This is a genomic window from Synechococcus sp. PCC 7335, assembly GCF_000155595.1.
Taxonomy (GTDB): Bacteria; Cyanobacteriota; Cyanobacteriia; order Phormidesmidales; family Phormidesmidaceae; genus Phormidesmis.
Map to the genome: position 1 here is coordinate 659,524 of NZ_DS989905.1, position 25,284 is coordinate 684,807.

Sequence of the window (25,284 nt, forward strand, 5' to 3'; positions counted from 1 at the left end):
ATTTATGGTTTGCAAATAGCTATTGAGCAGCTGTCTAGAGCGAACTAGGCTGCTTTTGGCGTTGTCTCATCATCGTTAGTCGGAAGATTATCCTGAAATACTTTTACTTCCATCTCGTTCATTTTTCGAGTCATCTGTCTAAGCTCGTCGAGCTTGGCCTCTTGCCATTGCTGTTGTACTTGCTGTTTAGCTTTCTGCTGCGCAAAGTCCAAATGAGTCTTCTGCAAGGTTTTCTTCACATCTGTGGCATTGTAGACATTAACTCGATTGGCTTCTGCCGCTAGTGTTGTCACCACATTTTGCTGAAGAACATCCATTACCTGATTGAATGCTCGTGCATATTCGGGTCTTAACAACATTTTTTGCATTGCCTCCGAAAACTCTGTATCGATTACCTCACGGATTAACGTTAGTGTTTTGTTCGATTGGCCTTCTCGTAGCTGACGGCGGAGTAAAAACGCCTCTTCACGTTCTTCCTGAGCCTCAAGCACCTCAAGCTCGCTTGACTTTTCTACCTGTCCCTGTTCTGCCAAGAGCAATATGTCGTAGGGGCCAGGCCGACTCATTAGTTTCACCAGTACGGGCGTAATCTCTAGAGTGATGAATAACAGCGTGATCGTGTGGATTGCCAGTGCTAGGGTTGCGTTATTTGCTGCTAAGTTGGAAAGAGCACCCAACTGCTCTAGTAAAGATGCTTGACCACTGAGAATGTCTTGAGTCAAAGCTTGAAGCTTAGCCTCCTGAACAGCAATTTTCTGATCAATTTGCTCTAGCTCAGCCTCACGCTCCCTAAGAGCGGCTAAACTCTGGTCTGCGGTATCACGCTTCAACATGTAGATGTCGCCTGTGCCCCTCAGTCCAGTGCCCACTTCTCCAGTAGCTTCGTCAATTGCAGCTTTATTGTCGCTTTGCCACTGCTGCCGTGCAGTATTAACTTCTTCCGCCTTCTTGGATCTATTATCTTGCAGTCGTGTGATCGCCTGCCCTTCAAGGCTCTGGGTTTGTCTATCTTGGGCTAGTTGTTGGCTAATTTCAGCTTGGAACATTCGCAGCTCCAGGGGTTTACTGATGATCAACCCAAGCATGCTTGCTAACATCAGTCTAGGGACTGCCATTTTGGCTTTTGCCCAAAACCCGGTAGAGCTTTTAGATGTGATCAAGAACGAACGGTCAATATTGATTGTGATGCATCCCCAGAATGTGCCGAGGGTGACAGCGACGATTGGAGAACCAAAGATGGTCAGTAATGCATATCCACCAGATATACCACCCATGACTGAGGTGGCGAGGACAATCATGCCCATGTTTGTATGCTTCATGCGTTCGGTTCGACATTCAGGGCGTAGCAAGATATTGGCATCAGCGCCGGCTAGCCACCAGAATAGATGTTTTATATTCATATCTTCAGCCTTATTAGGAATAGATGGGCTTGAGAAGCTCGGAATCACTGCCGAGCTTTAACGATGACCTTCGATAGAAGTTACAGTACCGGTTATTAGATTAATGAGATAGAGACAAAGAATACGCACAAACCACGCATAGGTTGTCAAATTAATAGTCAATCAACCAAAAAGTCTACAACCAATACATAACAAGGCATTAAAGATTTTAAAAGCATATCTAATAACGAAAATAAGTTCAACGAAGACGAAAATATCAGCATATTTAATTCAAGTCTGACCTATTACTAGCTAACCTTTCTTACTAAGGATGTCTATTAGGCGACAGTGACATAGGCGGGTTCTAAACCAAGGTTGTCGTGTTCGGATAGAACGGAGTGAGACTGACTAGCACCAGCAACCTAGCAGAGCGACTTACCGAAAAGCAAAGAAAAAGGCACAGGTAGATCTCATGCGAAAGAGAGCTATGTCCTGTGCCCAAAGCCATTCACTTATACCAGAAGAGAGCTTATATGAACGCGAGAAAGCTGGGTCAGCCCCAGTCGGCATCGTCGACGATAGCCGAGATATCAGAGCGAACGGGGCAACGGATTGATGCGGATCGTCATGGCAGCGCCCCAACGTCGAGACCCCTTAGCAGAAGTGTGGGCTAGCGAGCTAGAGCCAATGCTGCGCCGGGAGCCGAGACTAAAACCAACCACGTTGTTCGAGTATCTAGAAGAACAATATCCAGGGAAGTATCCACGGGTGCTGCGGACGTTGCAGCGCCGAGTGCGCGAGTGGAAAGCGCTGCACGGGCCAGAGCCAGAAGTGATGTTCATGTTGCGTCATGAACCAGGTGTGATGGGGCTGTCGGACTTCACCAAACTGAAGGGGATGGAGATCACGATTAACGGCGAGCCGTTTGAGCATCTGATCTATCACTATCGCTTGGCCTACAGCGACTGTCTTGGTAGGCATTCCCTAGCGCCGCAAAGCGACGCGGGGACCTACCGCTAGCAGTAGGTCCAAGTCATTCAAGGCAGCGAGTAGTTACTCAGGACGGAAAAGGGTTCTGTTGCAAAAAGACACTTAGAAGAGAAAATCTCTACCACTCTCCTACCGATTATGCAACGAGCCCAAAAATTTGGTTGATGAATGAGATCTGGCCTATGACATCTCCTTGGTCGGCACCTTTGATCTGCCCCTTGCGAATCATGTTCATGGCTTCATATCCTTTAAGCGTGCGTCTGGCGGTGTTGAATGAGCCGAATCCTAGGCCTGGTCTAGTGCGGCGTTTTAGAAATCGGTGGTCTTGCTCGACTATGTTGTTCAAGTATTTTCTCTACCGAATGTTTGTTGCTTTCGGTAGGGACTGGTCTGTCTTCAATGCCTCAATCGCAGGCGGATAGGCCGCATTCTTATCGACGGTTATGACTCTCGGTGCAATCGTATGCGAGGCATGAAGCACCTTTTTGAAAAAGCGTTTAGCTGCTTTGGCATCCCGTTTGGCACTGAGCATGAAGTCCAACGTATTGCCCTCAGAATCGACCGCTCGATAGAGATACTTCCACTTTCCTCGGACTTTTACGTATGTCTCGTCAGTCCTCCACGAGTCATTGGTAGGCTTGAGATAGCGGCGACAGCGCTTGTCTAGTTCTGGGCTATAGGCCTGCACCCAGCGGTAGATTGTCGTATGGTCAACGTTGACGCCCCGTTCGAGCATCATTTCTTCTATGTCCCGGTAGCTGAGGCTATAGCGCAGATACCAACGCACCGTCAGCAAGATAATGCCTGATTGGAAGTGACGCCATTTGAACGGTTTTGAGGAAGGCATAGCAAGGGTGCGAACTGGGCATCTCAGAATACCAATAAAGGGCTACGCAATTTTTGCAACACAGCCAACGCAGACGACTTTGGGGCAGATGGGGGTATTGAGAATGGTTCATCTCGACTATATTATTCATGTACTTTATTTGCCTAGTTTTCGTCGCTTTAGGCAAAGATTTCTCTTTCTTTAAGGCTTTGATGGCAGGCGGATAGGCCGCATTCTTATCGACGGTGATCACTCTCGGTGCAATTGTGTGCGAGGCATGGAGCACCTTTTTGAAAAAGCGTTTGGCCGCTTTGGCATCCCGTTTGGCACTGAGCATGAAGTCCAGCGTATTACCCTCGGAATCGACGGCTCGATAGAGATACTTCCACTTTCCTCGGACTTTTACGTATGTCTCATCAGTCCGCCATGAGTCATTGGTAGGCTTGAGATAGCGGCGACAGCGCTTGTCTAACTCTGGACTATAAGCCTGCACCCAGCGGTAGATCGTCGTATGGTCAACGTTGACGCCCCGTTCGAGCATCATTTCTTCTATGTCCCGGTAGCTGAGGCCGTAGCGTAGATACCAGCGTACATTCAGCAAGATGATGCCTGATTGGAAGTGACGCCACTTAAATGGGTTAGAGGGGAGCATTGCGCGGTTGTGATCAGGACATCTCAGCATACCAAGGCAGGACTACCCAGGTTTTTGCAACACAACCCAAGAGACATCTCTTGTAACCAGGCTTCCACTGCTGCTTTACACCGCAAGACAACATCTAGTGACTTGTGGAGAATGACGAAATCATCAGCATAGACACAGACACACAGCTCTCGCTGTAGGTACTGACGCTGACGAATACATCCTCTAGCTGCTGCCTCCAAACCGTGAAGGGCAACCAGCGCCAGTAATGGCGACAAGGTTCCGCCTTGCGGCACTCCCTCAGTGGTTGGAAATAGCTGCCCGTCTAGAACCACTCCCGACTTCAGCCAAGCCTTGATTTGCCTGCGTAAGCTCGGGAACGTCTTCAGTTTGTTCAATAGGGCGGCCTGGTTGATTTTGTCGAAGCATTTCGAGATGTCAGCATCTAAGACATACTTTGGCTGGAAGTTGATCCCATTAAAGATGGCTTGGATAGCATCGTGAGCGCTTCTTCCCGTTCGGAATCCGTAGGTGTTGGTTTCTAAAACCGCTTCCCATTCGGCTTCCAACGCTAGTTTCACTAGCAGTTGTCTTGCTCTTTCAATCATGCACGGGATGCCTAACGGTCGTTCTTCCGTCGTGCCGGGCTTTGGTATCATCACCCGCCGCGTCGGCTTAGATTTATCCGTTAGATACAGGTCATTCACCAGGTCAAGCCGTTGTTGTGGTTGCAGGGATTTCACCCCGTCCACACCTGCTGTTTTCTTGCCGGTGTTGTCCTGTGTTACCCGCCTGACTGCTAAGAGCTTGGCAGAACGGGACTTCATCAATAGCTTCTGAAGTCTGTGAACCTGCTTGGTATCACCACGACGTTTGGCTTTGAAGATTCTGGTTTGGAGTCGGTAGACCATTTTCTCGACTGCTTTCCAGTCGATGGCTGCCCATTCATCACTACCCATTGCTGAGTGTGTCATTGTCTTTACTCCGACTGAAGGCTCTTCATTCCGTACTATCGGGTCTACGTCTGCATATCCTGGGCATTACCCCAGGCGTTGGCTTCTTAGACCATCCTGCCTGCCAATCCTTTCGGCTTAGTACCTGCTCCAGATATTCGACCCTCTGGAGTGAAAATTGGTCAGGTTACTTCGTTCCTGATGTCCTTTGGTTGTGGGTTTAGAGTTGTACTATCCACCGGGTTCGATTTGGGTATAAAACCTACTCTTGTGGGATGAGAAGGCTCTCGAAATCAGTAACTTTTGTTTCCAGTGTTTGTGAATTTCAGGCACTGCCTTCCGTTCACGTCAGCCTTTTTCACTGGTTAAAAATAACGATGGTTCTGACATACATTCAGGCTCATTGAGCTTTACTCATGCACACTTGCTAGCCGGGTTTCCAGAGTAGGCTTCCAGATACCGACATTTAGCCCCGCTTCATCCCATTGGCGCTAAACCGCTTGGCATGGGGGCTATGCTGTCACGCCTTATACCGGGCGGGTAGGACTAGCTCTCTGGGCTTGGTCAGAGGCGTCACCTACAAAGACATCAAGTTATCATCTGAGAGAGATTAAAAGTGCGAACTCTACCTAGAATAGGTTATCTCTCAGAAGCCCTGTCTTATTAGCTTTTCAGCCTTTCGTACAGGAACGAATCGCACCCCACACCTTTTTCGGTCTCCATACTTATTTTGATGAGTTGCCTCCTATTGCTCCCAACGATATCATTGAGAATCTCTGCTCCTCTGTTAGCCCTTGAATCCCCGTTATGTTTGTCCCTTCGTAGGGGCGAGGTGACTGAAACAAGTTTAACTGTGTGCCTGTTTGGGTATTCCAGATGCGAATAGTTCCATCATGGCTCCCACTGACAAGATATAAGCTATCCGAGCTAAAGTGAATAGACCGAACACCACTAGTATGGCCTCGGAGTATACGTGTGTATTTGCCTTTTTGAAAGTTCCACAGTCGGACTGTCGCATCTGCACTGCCGCTAGCAAGCAACTGGCCATCAGGACTAAAAGCTACTGGCCATACCCAGTTAGTATGTCCTTCAAAAACTTGTACGCATTGATTCGTGCGCAAATTCCATAGGCGAACAGTATTGTCTGCACTGCCACTAGCAAGGAATTGACCGTCTGGGCTGAAAGCTACTGACCAAACTCCGTTGGTATGGCCTTCAAAGGTATGAATACATTGGAGCTTACTGACATCCCACAGTCGAATTGTTCCATCATTACTAGCACTGGCTAAGCAATTTCCGTCAGGACTAAAAACTGCTGAGCGCACCCAACTAGTATGGCCTTCGAAGACATGAATACATTCTCGATTGTGAAGATGCCACAAACGAACTGTTGCATCTTCACTACTACTAGCTAAATAATGGCTACTAGGGTCAAAAGCCACTGAGCGCACCCAGTTAGTATGGCCCTCAAAAGTAAAAACACATTCTTTATTAGAAATATTCCAAAGCCTGATAGTAGTATCTGCACTGCCTGTAGCAAGGAACTTTCCATCTGAGCTAAACGCCACTGACCAAACCCATTTAGTATGCCCCTCAAAGAGATGAACACACTGGCATCGCTGAATATCCCACAATCGAACTAAGTTAGTTTCTTCACTACCACTAGCAACCAACATAGAGTCAGGACTGAAAGTCACGGATAAAACTCCGTTGGTATATCCCTCAAACACATGAACACACTTACCACTATGGGTTTCCCATAAACGAATAGTGCCATCATTGCTAGCACTGACAAGGTTTCTTCCCTCAGGACTAAAGTGAACAGACTGAATCCAGCTATTATGGCCCTCAAGAACCTGCTCACACTGTTGTCTCTGCACATCCCATAATCGAACTGTTGTATCTGCACTACCAGTAGCCATAAATCTCCCATCAGGACTAAATGCCACCGCCCAGATCCAATTTCTATGTCCTTCAAAAGTATGAGCACATTCTTGTCTCTCAATATCCCACAAACGAATTAGATAGTTTTCACTGCCAGCTATGAACTTTCCATCAGGACTAAATGCCACCGCCCAGAAACAATTTTTCTCACCTGTAAATTTATAGAGACATAAGCGCTCCTCAACGTTCCACACTCGAACGGAGCAGTCTTCGCTCCCACTAGCAAGTAACTTAGAATCATGACTAAATGCTACCGTTCGCACTCCATCCATATGCCCTTCAAAAACATGAATACATGTTTTATTTTTGACATCCCATAGCCGAACAGTAGAGTCCCCACTACCACTAGCAAGTAATTGCCCATTTGGGCTGAATGCAACTGTTCGCACTCCATCCATATGCCCTTCAAAAACATGAATACATGTTTTATTTTTGACATCCCATAGCCGAACAGTAGAGTCCCCACTACTACTAGCAAGTAATTGCCCATTTGGACTAAATGCGACAGAGCGAATCCAATTAGCATGCCCTTTGAATGTTGCTAACTGTTGGCGATTTTCGACACTCCACAGTTGTACGTTTCCAATAGCATCACCTGTTGCCAGAAAATTCCTATTCGGGCTCCACGCTACTGTATATAAGCTATGAAAAGTATGTGTCAGAGAAGATTGAATAAGAGAAGTATATGCTAGATTTTGATTGCGAAGTGATACACCTGTCAAATGTATTTGTCTCAGGGTAAGCTCTGAGAAATCAAAAGACTTCTCCTGTAATTTTGAATGAGTCACTAGATTAAGCAAGTTGCCTGAAATATAGCCTGCTTTCCATTCGATATGTTGACGAACATTTTGCAAAGCATTAATAATCACTCTATGCGAATTTTCAATGCTATTAGCCACAGGTCGCAAGATCAAGCGTATCTGTGTTTCTCTAACGTAATCCTTAGCCGAGGCTTTAATCAATGAATGATTATGAAGTCGATTAAATTCACACTCTCTCAGCTCATGTATACTTTGCTGCACTAATTTTTCTGTTATATACTCCATAACTACGTTTTGCAAAGTAAAACGTAACGAATTCACTTCAATTAGTGAACGCTTTGACAAAGTAGAAAGTGCAACACGTAGCTTATGCTTGGAAATAGATGGCAGCAAATCTTTCATTAATTCATCAATAGAAACTGGTTCTCTATTAATTGCTAGCCAATACATAGTTAATTGTTCTAAGTGAGTTAAGCGGTTGACTTGTCCACTAAGGAGCGTTTGAACATTTTCTAGAACAGTAACTTGCTCTTGCAGGAAATCAGAGATATCTCCAAAAAACAACTCTTTAATGTCTGTAGACACTAAGCTTAGTATCTGAGGGTTCCCTCCACTACGAGCAATAAGTGTGTCTGCCTGTTGATTAGAATCTTCGAAGGTCAGCCCCTTAGCTTTCAAGATTTGCAAAGAAGCCTCATACTTTAGGCCTTTGACGGGCCAATGACGCACTGGGAATTTTGGGCCTTCTAATTGAGATAATCCAAGAATATGTTCTCTACTAGTTAATATAAGACAGCTATTGTGTTCCGACTTTCCTATAAGTTTAAGGAATTTTCCATATTCATCATAACCTTGACGAAATTCCCCAACAATTTCTGCTTGTAGAATTGCCTCTAAGTTATCTAAGATTATTAAGCAACGGTGCTCTCGTAAGTATTTCAACATGCAGTTGATTCTCTCTCCCAAACGAGTTGGAAGGTTCGTCTCTATTTCATCCTGATTTGATAAGAATTGAATCAGATGAATCAGTATTTCGCTTAATGGTGGGGCTTCTCGTAAACTTCGCCAAATTATATATTCAAAATTATGTTGAAGATGATCAGAAAGCTTTGCGGCTAGCATCGTTTTCCCTATCCCTCCTATGCCTAGTAGGGTAATGATGCGAGTCTTCTCTCCTTTGACCCAATGCGTTAATAGGCTAATTTCTTGCTCACGACCTACGAAAAAGCTAGTATTTGGTTTCTCGCCCCAATCAGTCTTAGGAGCGTAGACCTGCACTCGTTCAGAAGCATTAGTTGGCTTAACGTAATCACTTTCTTCCAAAGTGATATCAAATGCTCCAAAGAATTTGTTTAAAGTACCCTTATCTACAGTTTTTTCTGCAGCTAAGACCTTAGCAACAGTGTCTTTGCTAAGGCCAGTCCGATCAGTTAGGTTTTCTAGAGTAAATCGTATTTTATACGGATGAGTCTTCTCTAGCTCGTCTTGCATAGCCCGTTCTAAGCGAGCTTTTCCAACCGGAGTTAACACTACACCTCGCCGGCGAGTCGATACTTCCTTAGTCATATTCTCTATTCAAATCGCAGATTTAACTTAGACAACACCAAGGACAGAGGTTGGACGGCCTAAGTTAAGGGGGACACTTCCTATTTTAAGCAAACTTTCTTAAATATCAAGGCGCATCCTAATTGCTTCTATCCTTCTTGTAGAGAGGAGTTGAGCGATATCACAGGTTTTTCCTTAACTTAGTATTGTAAACTCGTCATTTTTGGTTGAGGAATAAATTTCTTTACCTCACAATAGTCAGCAATACCCCTTTCACAAGAAATCACATAATGAACCAATGTAAGTATCCCTCAGAGCCTCCATTCTGTTCCCACGTTATCAGGGATAGAAATCACTCACAATAATGTACACAACCAAATAGGAGTTCACTTGTCTTACTAAACACATCGAACAAGCCTTATATTCGTAAGCTTTGAACAGAGTGATATTTACTCATTCATGAGCATCCTAGATGTTTGTTCGTAAGGTCATGAAGCCTTAAGCCGTGAGCTCATAATAGCGAGATGTCTCTTTATACAGGAGAAGTTTAGTCAATGAAAGAACACATAGAAAAGGCGATCATTCGGTACACTGTACAGAATTTCATGTCGCTACGAACTATCCTTATCGTCATACCATCGATTGCTCTTAGTCTTAGCATAATAGGCTTAGCAATCATACATAACGGTGGAGTATTAGATATTCAACTCGGCCCAAACAAGCGACTTCGATTAGAAGGAGTCAACCAAACTCCAGATAACCCGAATCCATCTGAGGTTGACGGATTAGAGTAGTCATTAATCGACGACATGATCACTACATCTACTGACCAGTGGGTTCTTATCGTATTCGAAGAAGCAACCTTCACAGAGAATTATCCCCAGAAAGCTTCTATATACTGAGGTGTTGCTTTAAACAGGTCTAATATATGACTGCCTGAGTTGTTTTCTCAATAACGAAAGAATAGAGCCATACCAATCATGGTTCTATTACACAGTCTCAGATTTACTTTCCAACTTTTTCAGAAAGAACCAATAACGTTATCAGTAGCTATGATGATCTAGAACAACTTATGTAAGCAAAGAGAAAAATAGGAGATCTTTATCCGCCTATAACACTGGTTTAAGCTGACACGAAGCTGATGATTTACAAATAGAGTACAATCAGAAGAAGTACAGATTATCTAGTTTTCCACTACAGCTCATGATTAAACAGCTTCCTAAGGAAAGAGTCTTTTACTAGCAGATACCAAGTTTAGAATAAAACGTACTTCAGTTTTTAGCGTTGATGGGTTTTAGTTATGATCGGAGAAACACATATTTTGCATAGAGAACTCTTTTCAAAGAAGGAAGTTTCAAGAATCCCAAAGAGCACTTTAAAGTGCGAATTAGTGAGCAAATACAACTTAGCAGTCAGTGAACTTAATGCTGAGTTATCCTGCCTGGAGAGAAAAATTTGCTGGCACCCAGGAACCTCTTTAGAATTCTGTGGAGTAGTAGGACGCTCTGCCTTACACAAAATTGAAAAGAGGACTAATCTCACTTTCAGTACAGGTATGAGAATAAAATCCTTAAAAATAAAAGGTGCAGGTGCATTGACTCATACCGGGGAGACTATTCGTCCTAGTGATGTTCCTCTCTACAATCACAACCCTCACTTAGGATTCTCAGAAGATGGGAAATTCATCAGAAAGCACACACAGCCTGCACCTACAGGGGCAATAACGTTAGAAAGAGCTGTGTGTGAGTTTGAAACAGCCAAAGCGCTTCTTAAGCATGATTGCCCCAGCATTATTCCTATCCAGGTATATCAGTATACTGATGCTTTTTTTCTAAAAGAGAACTGTAAAACAGCTATGCCTATAGGTGTCGTTGTCTCAGGAGTACCAAGTACCTCTCACTTAAGAGCAGATGCTGTTCTCAGGTATCACTCTCTTAACAAAGAGGAACAAGCAACTATCAATGAGTGGATTATCAGTCTCAAACAGCATATGAGTCCAGATGAATTTGAATTCGATGACAACTATCCTCGTCTATCTCTCTTATCAGCTCTAAGTAGGTTGTATGGAAAAACAATTCGTAAGTTCAGCAAAGCTGGATTTTATCGATATTCAGGCTCCTTAGATAATTACAGTTATTGTACAGATATAGGCGAGGTATATCTAATTGATTTAGATTCCGCTCAAAAACTAAGTCTTTTATCTCCAATCAGAAGAGGTTTGGAAGTCATGAGAGATGCGGCTAGTGGATTAGCCTACTTGGTAACGTTTTTAACAGATCCTTCGATATCTACTCATTTCCCATATAAGAAAGTTTTAACTGCGAACCCATTTAAACATTTTCTAGTTGGATACTACAGTGATGTACACAAGAGAAATCCACTTATCATTGACACATTGGCAAGCATAATCATGAGATATTATAAGAGCCTATCTTTACGTATTGCATCCACATCTTATCGTCAAACATTTTCTCCAGTAGTACATCATTATGCTGACAATGAAGCAGGTGAAGTAGTTTCTAACTTCAGAGAATTTGTTTCTACTTCGTTTTTAAGGCCCTGGATTAGTAGAAGCGAGACGTTCTCAATTATAATGCCAGTCTGTTGGCTACTATACCAAGAGAGCGAGGAGCTTATGGCATCATCTTCTAATATGATTTTGAGTGAAGATGAAATATTTAGTCGTATAGCTGATTATCACTCTCAAGAGCTCTCCGAAAAGGTAAGAAGTGATATTTTGGATGCGTTTTCCAGAATGCAATAGGTCTCTACATTATAAAGTGAGGATACTATTAACAACCGATGGAAAGTTATCACATGTTATGTCGTCATTAAGTATAGGGACAATGAAAAGATACTCAGGCTAATGTATACATAGGGCAGAAGTGTTTCGTATATCAAGTTAATGTCCCAGACTAGACTTTGGCAACGTCAATTAGATAATATTGCATTTACCTACCCTGGGATTTTCCATGAAAACAGATAATTTTCTTCATATAAGTAGAGAGAAGAAATGTTTTTCATATGAAACACAAGATATAAATTCCTGATTTTGCTTATTTTAGCTATCCTTCAACAGGATGAAACTCCACTTCCTCTTTTAAGTAATAATTGTCAAATGAGTGACATAGGCTATCTTAGAATGATTCAAAATTAGGGCTTACGCTATGTGTTGAACTTCAGCTATTAATGACATGAGATAGTGTGGCTAATCATTAATATACAAGTAAGTGATTAAGAGAGCTCTCGGACCAATGCTGTTATCCTTCACTTTCAAGGGTGTACTATTGACATATCTGTAATCAACACATACGCCTCCTACTAGTGTAGTGTTTGAGATAATGTTGGACTAGTCTTAAAAGACTGCCATTTTCAGTTTGTCTGTAAGCACAAGACCTCTTTACTTGGAGCCGTATTAGCTTTCTATATAGCCAGTATTCAAAGCAGAACCAAAAACTATGAGCTATGGATGACTGGTAACAGTCGTCGTGACTTATAAGACTGTTTGGTCATGTATGCCTATGGAACCGACTTTCAGAACTTTAGAAAATAATATCTGTCTAAATGTCACTAATCCAAAATACACTCAAAACATCTGATTTCAGCGCCACAGATTATCATAGGTTTATCGGTCGATGGAGTCAGATGATTGCTCATGAGTTTGTCACTTGGTTATCAGTTAGTCCTAATAGCCGATGGCTGGATGTAGGATGTGGAACTGGTGCATTGACCGCAGAAATTGTTGCTGAATCTAAACCTCAGATTGTTTATGGTATCGATCCATCTGCTGAACGAATCAACTATGCAAATGAATCATTGCCCTTTGTTAAGTTTGTGGTGGGCTGTGCAGAAGATATTCCTCTTAATTGGATTAATTTCGATGCTACAGTATCCGGGTTAGCCCTTAATCTTGTATCAGACCCTACGCTAGCCTTGTCTAATATGATTAGGACGACTCGCCATATGGGTGTTGTTGCAGCATATTGCTGGGACTTTGGTCAAGGACTGCAAATGTTACGTTACCTATGGAATAGTGTTGAAAGTATGGATTCAGCTGCGATGGAGTTGGATCCTGTAAAGCGCTATCCATTGGCCTGTCCTAAGCAATTGAAAGCATTATTTGAATCAGTAGATCTTCGTCATATTGAAATATGTGCAATTGAAGTACCTACTCTATTCTATGATTTTGAGGACTATTGGTCTCCTTTTATTAGGGGACCTGGGACAACCCAACGATATGTACAAAGCTTGACGGAGAAAAATCGTCTAATACTACGCAATCGTCTTAAGGAAAGTCTTCCAATTCAATCAGATGGTAAAATCCATCTTGCTGCCAAAGCTTGGGCAATTAAAGGAATTTGCTGTAAAACCCGTGAAATTTTCTAAGTTTTACACAATGACTGAGGTGAATCTCTGTTCAATAACCGTGTAAGCAATCGTCTGGATAGAAGAGTAAATATCATTCGGGAAAGTACAGTCGCACCAGGCCGACTTATGTAACGTTTTTCTGCTCGTGGTGAGTTAAGAAAGACGATCACTGAGTTATTCACGGCCACAGTATGGAACTATTAACTGCTTAGCACAGTAGGCCAACCTGCTCTCCAAAAAATCGTTCCTCTAAAAGGAGATAGTAATTCCTGATCTCATGCGGTACACATAAACCTTTGTTTCAATCTGCTGCACTCGATCCGAAAGTGTCAGCTCTGAGTAGCCAAAATGTAGCATTAGCCATCGGCTGATAGGCTAGGTGCGATCATCTCGTTCCACCGCCTCCTGATGGATTGCCCCCACTGCCACTCGCCCCATGTTTCATCTTTACAGCGTAAAACCAGCCTGGGTTACGAGATGTTTCGTTGTAAGCGGTGTGGCCGTACTTTCAACAAGCGCACGGCCACACCGTTCAATTTTATTGAAGTCCCCACCGACATTATCTTTCAGGTGTTGCTTTGCCGCGTGCGATACAAGCTCAGCTATCGCGATGTGGCCGAGTTCTTTCTGCTGCGGGGCTTCCAGTTCACTCACGAAACCGTGAGGTTTTGGGACGAACGATTTCTACCCCATTTCACCGAACAAATTAGGAAGAAACGGAAAGGCAAAGTCGGCAAAGTATGGTTGATCGACGAAACGTTCATTCGAGTAAAGGGTGAGTGGTGCTATCTCTATCGCGGCATTGATGAAGATGGCAATTTGGTCGATGCCCGCCTCAGTAAGACCCGAGATATGGCTGGAACTAAAGCCTTCTTTGCTCAAGCCATTGGGCTTCATGATGATGCGCCAGAGAAGGTGGCCACCGATGGCTTGGCTTCCTACCCTCGGGCAATTAAAGAAGAACTTGGCGAGGCAGTTGAGCATGAGGTGCGGCCTTGCACTGCTAACCCAGTTGAACAAAGTCATCGGCGAATCAAGCACCGCTATTATCCTACCCTGGGATTCGGTGAGTTCGATGCGGCACAGAGATTCTGTCGAGCGGTCGATGAAGTAGGCAATTTTTTGAGGCCGCGATTACGTATGGGAGAATCCGTGTCTTTAGCTGAGCGCAGGGAGCGGTTCGTAAAAGGCGTTAAAGAATTGAAAGCATTATTCCAGGCGGCTTAAGCCAGATGCAAGCGGGGGGTGATCGCATTAAGAAGCTTCGGCTCGATTTGGCGACTGAGATTTGACAGTTTCGCATAGAAAACATCGCAATGCTTAGGCTAACAGCACTGAGAATAAACGATTGCGTAGTAGCAGAAGATCTTACTATCATCAGAGCTATTCTTTCTTAGAACAAAGAGAAACAGGTCAATATTGGAAGTCTGGTAAGACGGCACTAGGGTCTACTGAGAAAGAGTGCTGACGGTAGAGCGATTAGACTCCAGCAGATGCCCGCTACGGCGACAAATAGTAGAGACTCTTGGACGGTTGGTAAAGCTGATGAGGTGGCCCACATCTGTAGCAATATATGAGAAATGACTCCCATCCCAAAAGCGGTGAGTAGTCCGCGCACCCACTGCCTTCTCTTGAATACGATAAGTGGCCATACTGCCATCAGTGCGATGAATATAGCTACCATGACAGTAGAAGACAAGTAAGTGGTGAGAGCGCTTTGCAAGCTTCCAATCTCATAATCCATTGAGACGATGACGCCTGCTGTCAGCATCGAGAGTAGACAGAACCAACCAAACCCAAGGTTGCGCCAGATAGAAGTTGAGGACATCGGTCTTTCTCCAATCATCATGGCCGTATTGTATGTGAGCTATCTGCGTTGATGCTGGTCTAGCAGCCATTTTTAATCTAGGCAAAGCAACTGTCACACGCTAAAGCCATTATCCTGAACCATTGTTTTACGCCTTAGGAAAACGAGAGTAGAGGCGATCTCTACTGATGTGTATCGTCAATCAACTGTCCAATGCGTAATCGATTGCCATCAGGATCGCTCAGATGCACTTCTCGTGCCCATGGTTGTTCCTTAACTTCAGTGCTAAACTCGGCAGCGATCTCATCAATATTGTTGACGTATAGATATACGAGCGTGTCGGGTTGAGCATCGCCTTCATGTTCAGATAGATGAAGCGCATTTAGGCCACGGCGAAGCAGCAAATATAACGGGAACTGCGGAGAAAATTGGTGTTCTCCTTCGATGATAAACCCAAGCCGAGCGTACCACTTTGCAGTTTCACGGGCATCCGCAACGCGAAAGATGGGGATAAGTTCTTCAGTCATAAAGATAGCGCTCTATCAGACAGTGGATGTTGAAGTCACTTGCTTAAGTATATGGTTAGCAGCAATTAAAGCGATGAGCTTGCCCTTGCCTATTTGCGGCCCCGGCCACCACTCAAAGTCGGCTACTGTATATAGCTAGAGAAACTTGACTATGCTTGCTCTAATTATCGTTGCAATCTCACTGCTTACAGGAATCCTCTATCAAGTCGTGAGTACAGCCATAGATCAACGCAGATATCCTCCACAAGGCGAGCTGATAGATATCGGAGGATTCCGTCTACACCTCAACTGTATGGGACAGGGAACACCAACGGTTGTTATGGATGCAGGAGGATGTGCGCCCTCAATTGCATGGGGCTTAGTTCCTTCTGAAATTGCTAAATTTGCCCGTGTTTGCATCTATGATCGCGCAGGGTTCGGTTGGAGTGAACCAAATTTCAGCGCAGCTCGAACCAGCCAGCAGAGCGCTGATGAATTACATCTACTTCTGAGCAAAGCTGAGATTGAGCCTCCATACATTTTAGTAGGCCACTCACTGGGTGGAGTCAATATGCGGCTGTATGCGAGCCAGCATCTAGAAGATATAGCCGGATTAGTGTTAGTCGATTCTTCCCATGAAAATCAGATGACATCCGAAATGGAGCGGCGCATAAAAATGACGTCTTGGCTGTATCAGGGTTTTAGGATAGTCAGTCAATTTGGACTGCTGCGCCTAATTGGGGAAATGAATCTGCTACCCGTTCTCAAGGAGATTAAGCAAGAGACGCAAAATTACCCATTGGCAGTACAGAGCTTATTCGACACCTTTAAGTCTTTCTGCTACCGTCCTGACTATTGGGCAGCGGCATCGAGTGAACTTGCGAATATCAAAGAAAGCCTAGAGGGAATTCGATCTGTTTCGTCGCTGGGTAGCTTACCTTTGATTGTGTTGAGTCAAGGTTCCAAAGATTCAACGGTGAGTGCTGAAAGAGTAGAGAGATGGGCAGCACTTCAGTTAGATCTGACCAATTTATCATCGTGTAGCCAGCATGTTATTGCAGAAGATAGCGGGCATCTTATCCCGCTCGATCAGCCTGAGTTAATTGTCAGTGCAGTTCGACAGTTGACTGACAGGGCTTAGTTTAGTGCGAGGCATGGCACCACGAGCACGCCTTAAAATCTCTAAGACGATACTGTTGGCGAACTCCGTTCAAGCGGCTAAAACCTAGTAAATTCGTGGTAGTCTCCTTTCCTAAGTCAACAAAAACTCATGGGTCCAGCCATCGATATTTAGTTCGCCAACAGTATCCTCTAAGACGTTTTGAGAAAGGAGTTTTGAGACGCGCAATGAGACATATTTCCCGAGAGTATAGAAAGGTCTAGATAATGAGGCTATGCGAGGATATTTGTGTTTAGGGCTAAAAAACTGTCGTTCTCTTCTTAAACCGGGATACCTAGATAACATGCTACTAAGCGAACGTGTTCTAGGAGCTGATCATGACTCTGACGAGGGAGGCAACTTACGATGACATACCTGTCATTGCACAAGTTCACGTAGACACCTGGAGAGACACATATTCAGGCATCATTCCAGATGAGGTGCTGGCCGATTTATCCTACGAGAAACGAGAGAATTCATGGCAAAGAGTCTTTGCTCAGGCGGCTGACTCAAACGGATTTACCTACGTTTCAGAGGATGAAAACGGCCAAGTCGTTGGATTTATAGATGGTGGTAGAGAGCGCACAGATGACCGACTTTACCGAGGTGAAATCAACGCTATCTACATTCTGAGCAGTCATCAACACCAAGGGATTGGCCGCGAACTGGTTCGACTGGCAGTAAAAAAACTGTGGCAGATGGATATTCAGTCCATGTTGGTCTGGGTGCTAGAAGATAATCCTGCTTGCAAATTCTACGAAGCGTTAGGAGGGCAGATCGTACGGAGTAAAAGTATTGAGATGAGAGGTAGCACTCTCATTGAGTATGCCTACGGGTGGACTGATACATCACTCCTATTGAGACCTGTTGATTGATTGACAAAGAGCTACTACACAAAGGTTATTTACACTGCACGCAGCCAGGCCAACTGTCTATAACCTCTGCCATAGTGCTTGTTGGACAGTACTAAAAACCTTTCCTCAATTGTTACAGGAAAGTAGAACGGTATATCAAGGATCTCAGCCCTCTTCTACCAAAGGGGTTCAACTGGTACAGTCCCTACGGGTGCTTAGCGTGCGTTTCTGTTCCGATGCTACTGATAGCCCAATAGGAAGGCAACCACCGGACTTTTCAAGCTGCTGCCATGCCCACTTAATTTCTGAGCGGGTGACACACCGTGCTTCTGAAGCTCGTTGAGATAAGAATCTATCGACCAGAGAAAAGCGCTGCTGCCACTGGTCTAGTTCGCTGAGCTGCTCCGCCAGAAGCAGTACATCGTTACCCCACAGTTCTACGAGATCGATAACGCCTTCACCAGGCTCCATAAAAGCGCCATGGAAAAGTTCGCGTGCGGCCCAAGGCAGAAGTTCTATCTCTACACAGTGCTGGACACCATGATGTTTGACAAGGAGTGGAGAGCTTTGCAAGCTAACTGCGAAAGCCTGACAGCTCATGTTTGTCGTTCTATCTGTTGTTTCTGTAAGTTGTAGTTTGTCCCCAAAACCGATGATGATGACAACTCGACTTTTGACAACTTCGAGGCGGTGGACGACTTGTGCGGTCATTTCAGAGTAACCACTGTAGGAACAGACCCGGTCTTTCAGGCCATTGCCAGGACGTCCTTCAGCATATTCCCAAAGTTTTGGCTGAGCATTCATACCTTTCTGCATTCCCAGACATTTTGGCTCTTCCCGGTCTAGCTATTAGACACTATTTATCAGCTAAAACACAACACGCTAACAGTCCCAAAATCCCTAAGTAATGGGCCTAGGTCTTCTACGACTGCTATAGGCAGTACGGAAAAGCTCAGAGTATAGAAGCTATAGAAATTACGGTACTTTCTGGAGATGCTGCCTACCGGAGCCGTTCGAGGATACAGCCTTCCTGTGATGAACACTGTATGTGGCATTTGCTTGATACCCGTAGGTTAGTAGTAGATGCTGATTCGCTTCTTTTCGTCTTAAACGAGCTAAGTAATTGACTGACTTGACTTAGAGCGCACTCTAAGAATTATGGTGTTTGCATGGTTACAGAATTATCGATTCAAGAAGTTGCAACGATCACTCAACTAAGCGCTCATACTCTTCGCTACTACGAGCGAATTGGACTGCTCGATCCAGTGGGTCGAGCGTCGAGCGGACACCGCCGATATTCAAAACAGGATATTGGTTGGATTGAATTCGTCACTCGATTGCGAGCGACAGGCATGTCAATTCGAGATATGCAGCAGTTTGCCGAACTACGACGGCAGGGAGATCGTACGTTTGCTCAGCGGCGTCATCTACTAGAGGCGCACCAACAGCAGATAGCTCAGCAGATAGCAGCGCTTGAGCAAAACGCAGACGTTTTAGCTGAGAAGATTCAACACTACAAACAATTAGAGGAGGAACAGGATGTCAGTAGTCGATGAGAAAGAAAACAGTGATGTTTCACAGAAGAAGAGTGAACGTTACCGCCGGGGCTGGCAAAAGCTGAAGGAGGTCGATGGCGAAGCTGGTGAGCAGGTGATTGAGAGCCTGAAGGGTGTCGCCCCTGACCTAGCTCGTTACACTGTTGAGTTTCCCTTCGGAGATATATATAACAGACCAGGACTAGATTTGAAGTCTAGAGAGATTGCTACAGTCGCTGCATTGACGGCACTTGGAAATGCTCAACCACAGCTGAAAGTTCATCTTCACGGTGCTTTGAACGTAGGGTGTACTCGTGCAGAAGTGATTGAAGTGATTATTCAGATGGCCGTCTACGCTGGCTTCCCCGCTGCGCTGAACGGCATCGCTGTGGCGAAGTCGGTTTTTGCAGAAAGAGATGAGATTGCAGATAGAAACAAGAAAGAGTAAGGAGAAAAATGACTATGGAGATACGTCATCTTGGCACTGAAGGACTAACGGTATCGGCGCTAGGACTTGGTTGTATGGGTATGAGTTCTGCCTATGAAGGTAGAGAAGATGCACAGGCAGTTGAGACAATTCATCGGGCGATTGATCTAGGCATTACGTTCTTCGATACAGCAGAAGTCTATAACGACAACGAGCAGCTCGTTGGCAAGGCTATCGAAGGACGGCGTGACCTGGTTACGGTTGCGACTAAGTTCGGCTTCAAAATCAACAACGGTAAGATTTCTGGCCTTGATAGCACTCCGGAAAATGTACGCCGAGTCTGTCATAACTCGCTACAGCGGCTGGGTGTCGATTACATTGATCTGTTTTATCAGCACCGTGTAGATAAGGCGGTGCCTATAGAAGAGACGGTAGGCGCAATGGCAGAACTGGTAGCCGAAGGAAAGGTTAGGTACTTAGGACTATCAGAAGCAAGCGTAGACACCATTCGTCGTGCCCATGCCGTTCATCCTATCAGCGCCCTTCAGTCCGAGTACTCATTTTGGGAGCGAGGCGTAGAAACTGAGGTATTGCCCCTATTGAGAGAGCTGAAGATTGGCTTCGTACCTTATTGTCCCTTAGGTAGAGGCTTCCTAACAGGAAAGGTTAAGCGAGCAGAGTCATTTGAGAGTGACTATCGCCGTCAAGACCCTCGGTTTCAAGGAGATAGTTTTACGAAGAATATGAAGCTGGTTGAGCAGGTTGAAAAACTTGCGAAAGAGAAAGAGACAACACCCGCTCAAATTGCTTTGGCGTGGTTACTGCATCAGGGGAAAGACATTGTTCCTATTCCTGGAACAAAGCGACCTGCTTATGTAGAGGAGAATGCAGTTGCGACTGAAGTTGCGTTGAGTGAAGAAGACCTATCGCGGCTAGAACGCATTGCTTCCGACAATGCTACGTCTGGTGAACGCTATGCGGAAGAACGGATGAGCTGGCTTGACGCTAGTTGATATAGATTGCCTCCTGAAGTACATATCTACTAGTCAAAACTCTTCGTTTTTGGCACTATTGAGAGCAGTTTTCAAGTCCTCATAGTGCCAGTAGGCACTGTCAACTTAGCGAAGCTTGACCGTATACCGGTGATTTTGGGAAGCTACACTCATGACTAATCCTTACCGGGGCACCGCTTCCCATCTGAAACCATCAGCTACTGCGTGTGGCTGTACCATACGTTTCCGTTAAGCTTTCGTGACATCGAAAAAATGATGCTTTATCGCGATGTCACAGTCACCTATGAAGCGATCAGAGGGTGGTGTCTCAAATTCGCTCAGAGCTATGCCAATACAATCCGTAAGCAGCGGCCCAAAACCGGTGATAAGTGGCATCTTGATGAAGTGGTGATCACCATCAAGGGTGAGCAATTCTACTTGTGGCGCGCCGTTGACCAGCATGGCACAGTGCTCGATATCCTGATGCAGCGCCGTCGTAACACAGCCGCTGCGTACAGATTTTTCCGCAAACTACTCAAATCAACCGGCTTTGCACCCAGAGTCATCATCACAGATAAACTCAAAAGCTACAGTGCGGGCTTCTCCATCTCGGTGTGTTCGAGACTTCGCGTTTTTGACTCAATAGAGCGATCACATGACTATAGGGATGGTATCTAGTTCTTATTCGCTAATCATGTTGCTACTATAAGAGCGGAAAAGCAACACTTATTTAGATGTCGGCCACAGTATTACCCCCTGATTGGCTGACAAAAGATGCAATAGCCAGGTTGAATCGCTGTCATACAGGGACTTGAGAGCCGCAAAGGTTGCGAGGGGGAGCCAGCGTTCTAAGATTTAGATGCAACTCAAAACCAAAGGAACGCTGTGAAAAAAACTCCCGCCTCTACGATGCCTTGAAAGCCTGGCTGGGTCAAGATTGCCCCTGGGCACATCTATCGCATCTAACGACCTGCTGTTGGATGGTGTTTGCGCTGATTCAAACCGGCAGCGTCAGCCTGACAAAGTGGACAACCTACTTGCCCTGTCGCGGTCTCTACGCCCAGAGTAAACAAAGACGGGTGCGTCGCTGGTTAGGCAATAGCCGCATCAACATCCACCGATTGTACAAACCGCTGATTCAAGCGGCCTTGGCGACCTGGGAAGCCGAGTGCCTTTATCTTTGTTTAGACACCTCGCTGTTTTGGGAGCAGTACTGCTTAATTCGGCTAGCCGTGGTGTATCGAGGCCGCTCCATTCCTCTGGCTTGGCGAGTTCTAGAACACAACAGTGCCTCTGTTGCGTTTGAAGCCTATGAAGAACTGCTCAGGCAGTCTACGCAATACTTGCCTTCAAACGCAAACATGATTCTGTTGGCCGACCGAGGCTTTGTGCATACCCGTGCGATGACGCTGATAAAACAACTCGGCTGGCACTACCGCATCCGTATCAAAAGTGACACCTGGATTTGGCGACCCGGTTCCGGCTGGTGTCAACCTAAATCGTTTCACCTAGAACGAGGTCGGGCACTATGTTTCCACCACATCAGACTCCATCGTCACGAACAGTACGGCCCAGTGCATGTCATCATCGGGCGCAACAACATCAATGGTGAACTTTGGGCCGTCGTCAGCGACCAGCCCACTAGCCCGCAAACCTTTATGGAATATGCCTTGCGCTTCGATATCGAGGAAGGATTTTTAGACGACCAGTCCGCCGGTTGGAATCTACAACGCTCTGAGATTCGAGGCCTCACTGACCTCTCTCGCTTATGGTTTATTCTGGCAGTAGCCACGCTTTACGTCACGGCTCAAGGCGTAGCGGTTGTGCAATCAGGCCGTAGGCGATGGATTGACACACACTGGGATAGAGGCAACAGCTACTTTCGCATCGGATTGGAGTGGACTAAGGCGGCTCTGCTCAACGGTTGGCAGGTGATTAAACAGGCTTGTTTTACCTCTCACATTGATCCGCAACCGGCGATGGCTTCTAGGCCACAACACAACAAGAAGTCCGGGCGCTTGCTCGATTTCAGCGTGATTACCGTTAAGTTTGTTCCTGATTAAACTTTTGTCAGCCAATCAGGTATTACCCCAGCTCAAAACTGTCAGTTCCAAGTTAGAAGCTGAAGCAGCGTCTATCGAACAGCAACTATCGATAGTACGAGAGAAGCGAAAGGCTATTCTCTCAGTCATCGATATGTTTGATGCTTCACCTGCTGCCACTGAAGCAAAAGATGACCTCACTGATGAAGAGACTGCTTCCCCTACTGTTCAACAACCAGAAGAGAAGACTGAGAAAGCGACTAGAACTAAAAAAGCTACCAAGGCCAAAAGCACGAAGCGGAAGAAAGACGGACGCGCAGGGAACTGGCAAAAGTATCTGCTTCCTGCCATGAAAGGTTATTCGCTACCTGATGCTGTACAGTTAGTCCTCGAACAGAAGCCGAAGCAGGACTTCAAGATTGCCGAGGTGATGTCTGCTTTGTTCAAAGAGAACATGCCCAAAAGTCAATATCTAAAGGCTCGAAACCGTGTCTCGAACATTCTCTCGGGGGGTGCTCGCAATGGCGACTGGCATAGAGGGGAACGCAGCTCTTATCGCTTTTCCAGTTGACATGCTCTCCTGCTCAGGCGTCAACTACCCCTACTAACCCAAACTTCCTGCGTTTGATAAAAACTACCGCGTTGTTCCATTGGAAACCCGCCGAGCAACGCGGCAATCCACACCTCTATCAGCGGCATCTCTAGTTGCTTTTGCAGATCAACCAATCGCTGCGGTGTGTTTGTCTGTTCATTTGCCAACGCCTTCACCCAGTCAGACACATGCTCAGCATGCGAGACGGCCAGCGCCTGACTCTTGAGCCCAGCATCCTCCAACGCTTCGAGCATGTCCAAGACCGACAGTTTCTCTACATCACCTGCAACAGAATCCTCATCAGTTTTATCTTCATTGGCTAGCTCACTAGTCGTGCGATAGAAACGATTCACTAATTCTGAGAAGTCTAGCTCCTGGGTCTGTCTAGTCACTCCCTGAAGCCAGTCGCCATCCATAACTGGCCCTTCTGCGTTGTTCGCATCCTGCCAATCTTCCCAGAGTACTTCTGACTTGGTTTCACACAGTCCAGCTAGCTGCATCAGAACATCGCCAGCGACTCGAAGGCGATCGCGCTGCTTTAGCTCAGATAGTTCTTCTTCAAACTGCTTCCATAGACCGAGAACATCTGCTGTCTCTGGAGCCGTAGCCGCTTCCTCAATCGCAACCTCTAAGTTCAGTTCTAGCTGCCGCACACTAACCATGCGCTACCTCACCTGGCTCAAACCGATTGTGATAGGGACAGTTCTCAATGGGACACTCGATTGGCTCTAGCCGAATCTCCTCAGCAAAGTAGGCGATACCAAACCGCGCATTCAGATAGCCCATCACATCCTTCTGTACATACTTCTCTAGCTGACGTTTGCGATAGCCAGCACAGTGGATCGGGGCCACTTCCAACACTTTGGCACCATCTTGGAAGACAGAGGCAGCGATCGCATGGACGGGTGCATCCTTCCTTTTCTCTCGCCAGATGTACAGGTTGGCGTAAGGCATCGACCCCTCGGCCACCGACAGCGATACTTCTTCTACCTGTCCCTTTTTGGAAGCAGCATCGGAAACCTGTTGGTATTCCAACCGCCGCTTTTCATTCAGTTGCTGACGATTGCGATAGTGAGACCGCTTGCGTGGACAACGCTTCTCATTCCAACAGCCGTCGCCCTCCTTCCCCTTTCCGTGCAGCTGCCGCGCATCTGACGCAGAAAGCTGGGCACAAGCGACGCATTTCTTATCAACACGACGAGGCATGAGTGCTCACCCTCCTATCGCAACGGCATGATGCCGAAAGGCTTCTTCTATCGCATCTCTTAACAGGGCACCGTCCGCAATCTTCAAAAACATATCCACTAGCGCTACATTTTCCATTCTTAGCTGCCAGCCGTTGATCAATAGGAACGTCTCTGATACCGCTGCGGCAACCCGTTTATTGCCATCAATGAAAGCATGGGCCATGCAGAGGTGATAAGCATAGGTCGCGGCGCAGGCAATCACATCAGCTTCCTCGTAGTAGTGCCGGTTCTCAGCTGCTTTCAAAGCAGATTCCAGCAACCCCTGATCCCTCAGCCCGGACTGACCACCCGTTTCAGCCACAATCAGTCGATGAATCGATAAAACGTCAGATAGCGTTGGAAACTCCATTACGCCTAGCCCGCTTCCCTAAGCCAACTCTCGGTAAGCATCGCGGCGCTTGTCCATCACGCCCTGAAAGGTCTGCACAAACTCAGATTCAGAAGGCTTTTCCTCTGGTGGTACAGATACCATCAGAGATTGCCCTACCACTGTGACCTCTACTTGGCCGCCTGGTTGCAGCCCGATCGCTGCCAGTGCGTCCGCAGGTATCGGTAGCAGGGTTTCCCCATCGACCGTTCTGATTTGCTCAAGCATTCTGCTGCTCCAGTCAGTATTTGAACCTCAGCCCTGTTCGCCAACTCAGCCTGCTACAGCCTAGAGGCTAAAAAGCTGATGGCGACTGGCTTTATTGTACCCTAGCCAATCCAGTTTTATTT

General features: G+C 45.9%; 21 protein-coding genes and 4 pseudogenes. 13 read left to right on the forward strand and 12 right to left on the reverse strand.

What is annotated here, in order from left to right; translation table 11 throughout:
- Window positions 1-44: 44 nt before the first annotated feature.
- Window positions 45-1,400, reverse strand: a complete 1,356-nt coding sequence (locus tag S7335_RS22560) for a DUF4407 domain-containing protein (RefSeq protein ID WP_038019525.1) — start codon at window positions 1,398-1,400, stop codon at window positions 45-47.
- A gap of 451 nt (window positions 1,401-1,851) precedes the next feature.
- Between S7335_RS22560 and S7335_RS29040 the strand changes: the two genes are divergently transcribed.
- Both S7335_RS29040 and S7335_RS22565 read left to right on the forward strand, forming a co-directional pair.
- The gene (locus S7335_RS29040) at window positions 1,852-1,995 is read left to right on the forward strand and encodes a hypothetical protein (RefSeq protein WP_227500110.1); all 144 of its coding nucleotides are present in this window, start codon (window positions 1,852-1,854) and stop codon (window positions 1,993-1,995) included.
- Window positions 1,928-2,342 (forward strand): annotated as a pseudogene (locus S7335_RS22565) (IS21 family transposase); the annotation flags it as partial. The gene S7335_RS29040 and the pseudogene S7335_RS22565, both read left to right, overlap by 68 nt.
- A gap of 163 nt (window positions 2,343-2,505) precedes the next feature.
- Here the strand turns inward: S7335_RS22565 and S7335_RS22570 are convergent.
- The 4 genes and pseudogenes from S7335_RS22570 to S7335_RS22585 form a co-directional block, all read right to left on the reverse strand.
- Window positions 2,506-3,216 (reverse strand): annotated as a pseudogene (locus S7335_RS22570) (IS6 family transposase).
- Between the two features lie 103 nt (window positions 3,217-3,319).
- Window positions 3,320-3,847 (reverse strand): annotated as a pseudogene (locus S7335_RS22575) (IS6 family transposase); the annotation flags it as partial.
- A gap of 23 nt (window positions 3,848-3,870) precedes the next feature.
- Window positions 3,871-4,809 (reverse strand): reverse transcriptase N-terminal domain-containing protein, encoded by a 939-nt coding sequence (locus tag S7335_RS22580; RefSeq protein WP_369791694.1) that lies wholly within the window; start codon window positions 4,807-4,809, stop codon window positions 3,871-3,873.
- Between the two features lie 704 nt (window positions 4,810-5,513).
- Complete coding sequence (locus S7335_RS22585; RefSeq protein ID WP_006458100.1) at window positions 5,514-9,059, reverse strand: NB-ARC domain-containing protein; 3,546 nt, start codon at window positions 9,057-9,059, stop codon at window positions 5,514-5,516.
- Between the two features lie 1,279 nt (window positions 9,060-10,338).
- Here S7335_RS22585 and S7335_RS22595 point away from each other — a divergent pair.
- From S7335_RS22595 to S7335_RS22605, 3 genes are all read left to right on the forward strand, one after another.
- Window positions 10,339-11,802 carry a hypothetical protein gene (locus S7335_RS22595; RefSeq protein WP_006458480.1) on the forward strand — a complete coding sequence of 488 codons (1,464 nt, stop codon included), beginning with the start codon at window positions 10,339-10,341 and terminating at the stop codon, window positions 11,800-11,802.
- An 881-nt stretch (window positions 11,803-12,683) separates the two neighbouring features.
- The gene (locus S7335_RS22600) at window positions 12,684-13,424 is read left to right on the forward strand and encodes a class I SAM-dependent methyltransferase (protein ID WP_006457773.1); all 741 of its coding nucleotides are present in this window, start codon (window positions 12,684-12,686) and stop codon (window positions 13,422-13,424) included.
- A gap of 459 nt (window positions 13,425-13,883) precedes the next feature.
- Window positions 13,884-14,633, forward strand: coding sequence for an IS6 family transposase (locus S7335_RS22605; protein ID WP_227500098.1), 750 nt, complete (start codon window positions 13,884-13,886; stop codon window positions 14,631-14,633).
- 214 nt (window positions 14,634-14,847) lie between these two features.
- Here the strand turns inward: S7335_RS22605 and S7335_RS22610 are convergent, their stop codons facing one another.
- Together S7335_RS22610 and S7335_RS22615 are read right to left on the reverse strand one after the other, a co-directional pair.
- Window positions 14,848-15,234, reverse strand: coding sequence for a hypothetical protein (locus S7335_RS22610; protein ID WP_006458285.1), 387 nt, complete (start codon window positions 15,232-15,234; stop codon window positions 14,848-14,850).
- Between the two features lie 161 nt (window positions 15,235-15,395).
- Entirely contained in the window at window positions 15,396-15,740 is a 345-nt protein-coding gene (locus S7335_RS22615; protein ID WP_006457775.1) for a glyoxalase superfamily protein, read from the reverse strand.
- Window positions 15,741-15,891: 151 nt separating this feature from the next.
- Here S7335_RS22615 and S7335_RS22620 point away from each other — a divergent pair, with 151 nt between their 5' ends.
- Entirely contained in the window at window positions 15,892-16,860 is a 969-nt protein-coding gene (locus S7335_RS22620) for an alpha/beta fold hydrolase (protein ID WP_006458150.1), read from the forward strand.
- A gap of 356 nt (window positions 16,861-17,216) precedes the next feature.
- Complete coding sequence (locus tag S7335_RS22625) at window positions 17,217-17,753, forward strand: GNAT family N-acetyltransferase (RefSeq protein WP_006458184.1); 537 nt, start codon at window positions 17,217-17,219, stop codon at window positions 17,751-17,753.
- Window positions 17,754-17,921: 168 nt separating this feature from the next.
- On the opposite strand, the gene S7335_RS22630 is transcribed toward S7335_RS22625, so the two are convergent.
- Window positions 17,922-18,536 carry a hypothetical protein gene (locus S7335_RS22630; RefSeq protein ID WP_006458326.1) on the reverse strand — a complete coding sequence of 205 codons (615 nt, stop codon included), beginning with the start codon at window positions 18,534-18,536 and terminating at the stop codon, window positions 17,922-17,924.
- Window positions 18,537-18,901: 365 nt separating this feature from the next.
- Here S7335_RS22630 and S7335_RS22635 point away from each other — a divergent pair, with 365 nt between their 5' ends.
- The 6 genes and pseudogenes from S7335_RS22635 to S7335_RS22660 all read left to right on the forward strand — a co-directional run bounded on the left by S7335_RS22635 (window position 18,902) and on the right by S7335_RS22660 (window position 23,299).
- Window positions 18,902-19,288 carry a MerR family transcriptional regulator gene (locus tag S7335_RS22635; protein ID WP_006458191.1) on the forward strand — a complete coding sequence of 129 codons (387 nt, stop codon included), beginning with the start codon at window positions 18,902-18,904 and terminating at the stop codon, window positions 19,286-19,288.
- On the forward strand, window positions 19,272-19,715 hold the full coding sequence (locus S7335_RS22640; protein ID WP_006458384.1) for a carboxymuconolactone decarboxylase family protein: 444 nt from the start codon (window positions 19,272-19,274) through the stop codon (window positions 19,713-19,715). The genes S7335_RS22635 and S7335_RS22640 overlap by 17 nt, the downstream gene beginning before the upstream one ends.
- 14 nt (window positions 19,716-19,729) lie before the next feature.
- Window positions 19,730-20,707: an aldo/keto reductase gene (locus tag S7335_RS22645; protein WP_006458179.1), complete on the forward strand. Its 978-nt coding sequence runs from the start codon at window positions 19,730-19,732 to the stop codon at window positions 20,705-20,707.
- Window positions 20,708-20,899: 192 nt separating this feature from the next.
- A pseudogene (locus tag S7335_RS22650) lies at window positions 20,900-21,283 on the forward strand (IS6 family transposase); the annotation flags it as partial.
- A 383-nt stretch (window positions 21,284-21,666) separates the two neighbouring features.
- Window positions 21,667-22,749, forward strand: a complete 1,083-nt coding sequence (locus tag S7335_RS22655; RefSeq protein ID WP_038019365.1) for a transposase — start codon at window positions 21,667-21,669, stop codon at window positions 22,747-22,749.
- 4 nt (window positions 22,750-22,753) lie between these two features.
- Window positions 22,754-23,299, forward strand: coding sequence for a hypothetical protein (locus S7335_RS22660; RefSeq protein WP_006458309.1), 546 nt, complete (start codon window positions 22,754-22,756; stop codon window positions 23,297-23,299).
- 20 nt (window positions 23,300-23,319) lie between these two features.
- On the opposite strand, the gene S7335_RS22665 is transcribed toward S7335_RS22660, so the two are convergent.
- From S7335_RS22665 to S7335_RS22680, 4 genes are read right to left on the reverse strand one after another with little or no spacing between them, the layout of a single operon-like run.
- Window positions 23,320-23,982 (reverse strand): hypothetical protein, encoded by a 663-nt coding sequence (locus tag S7335_RS22665; RefSeq protein WP_006458113.1) that lies wholly within the window; start codon window positions 23,980-23,982, stop codon window positions 23,320-23,322.
- The gene (locus tag S7335_RS22670; protein ID WP_038019538.1) at window positions 23,975-24,526 is read right to left on the reverse strand and encodes a hypothetical protein; all 552 of its coding nucleotides are present in this window, start codon (window positions 24,524-24,526) and stop codon (window positions 23,975-23,977) included. Before S7335_RS22670 ends, S7335_RS22665 begins: the two co-directional genes overlap by 8 nt.
- A gap of 6 nt (window positions 24,527-24,532) precedes the next feature.
- Entirely contained in the window at window positions 24,533-24,916 is a 384-nt protein-coding gene (locus S7335_RS22675; protein WP_006457785.1) for a type II toxin-antitoxin system death-on-curing family toxin, read from the reverse strand.
- Between the two features lie 18 nt (window positions 24,917-24,934).
- Complete coding sequence (locus S7335_RS22680; RefSeq protein ID WP_006458091.1) at window positions 24,935-25,162, reverse strand: hypothetical protein; 228 nt, start codon at window positions 25,160-25,162, stop codon at window positions 24,935-24,937.
- Between the last annotated feature and the right edge of the window lie 122 nt (window positions 25,163-25,284).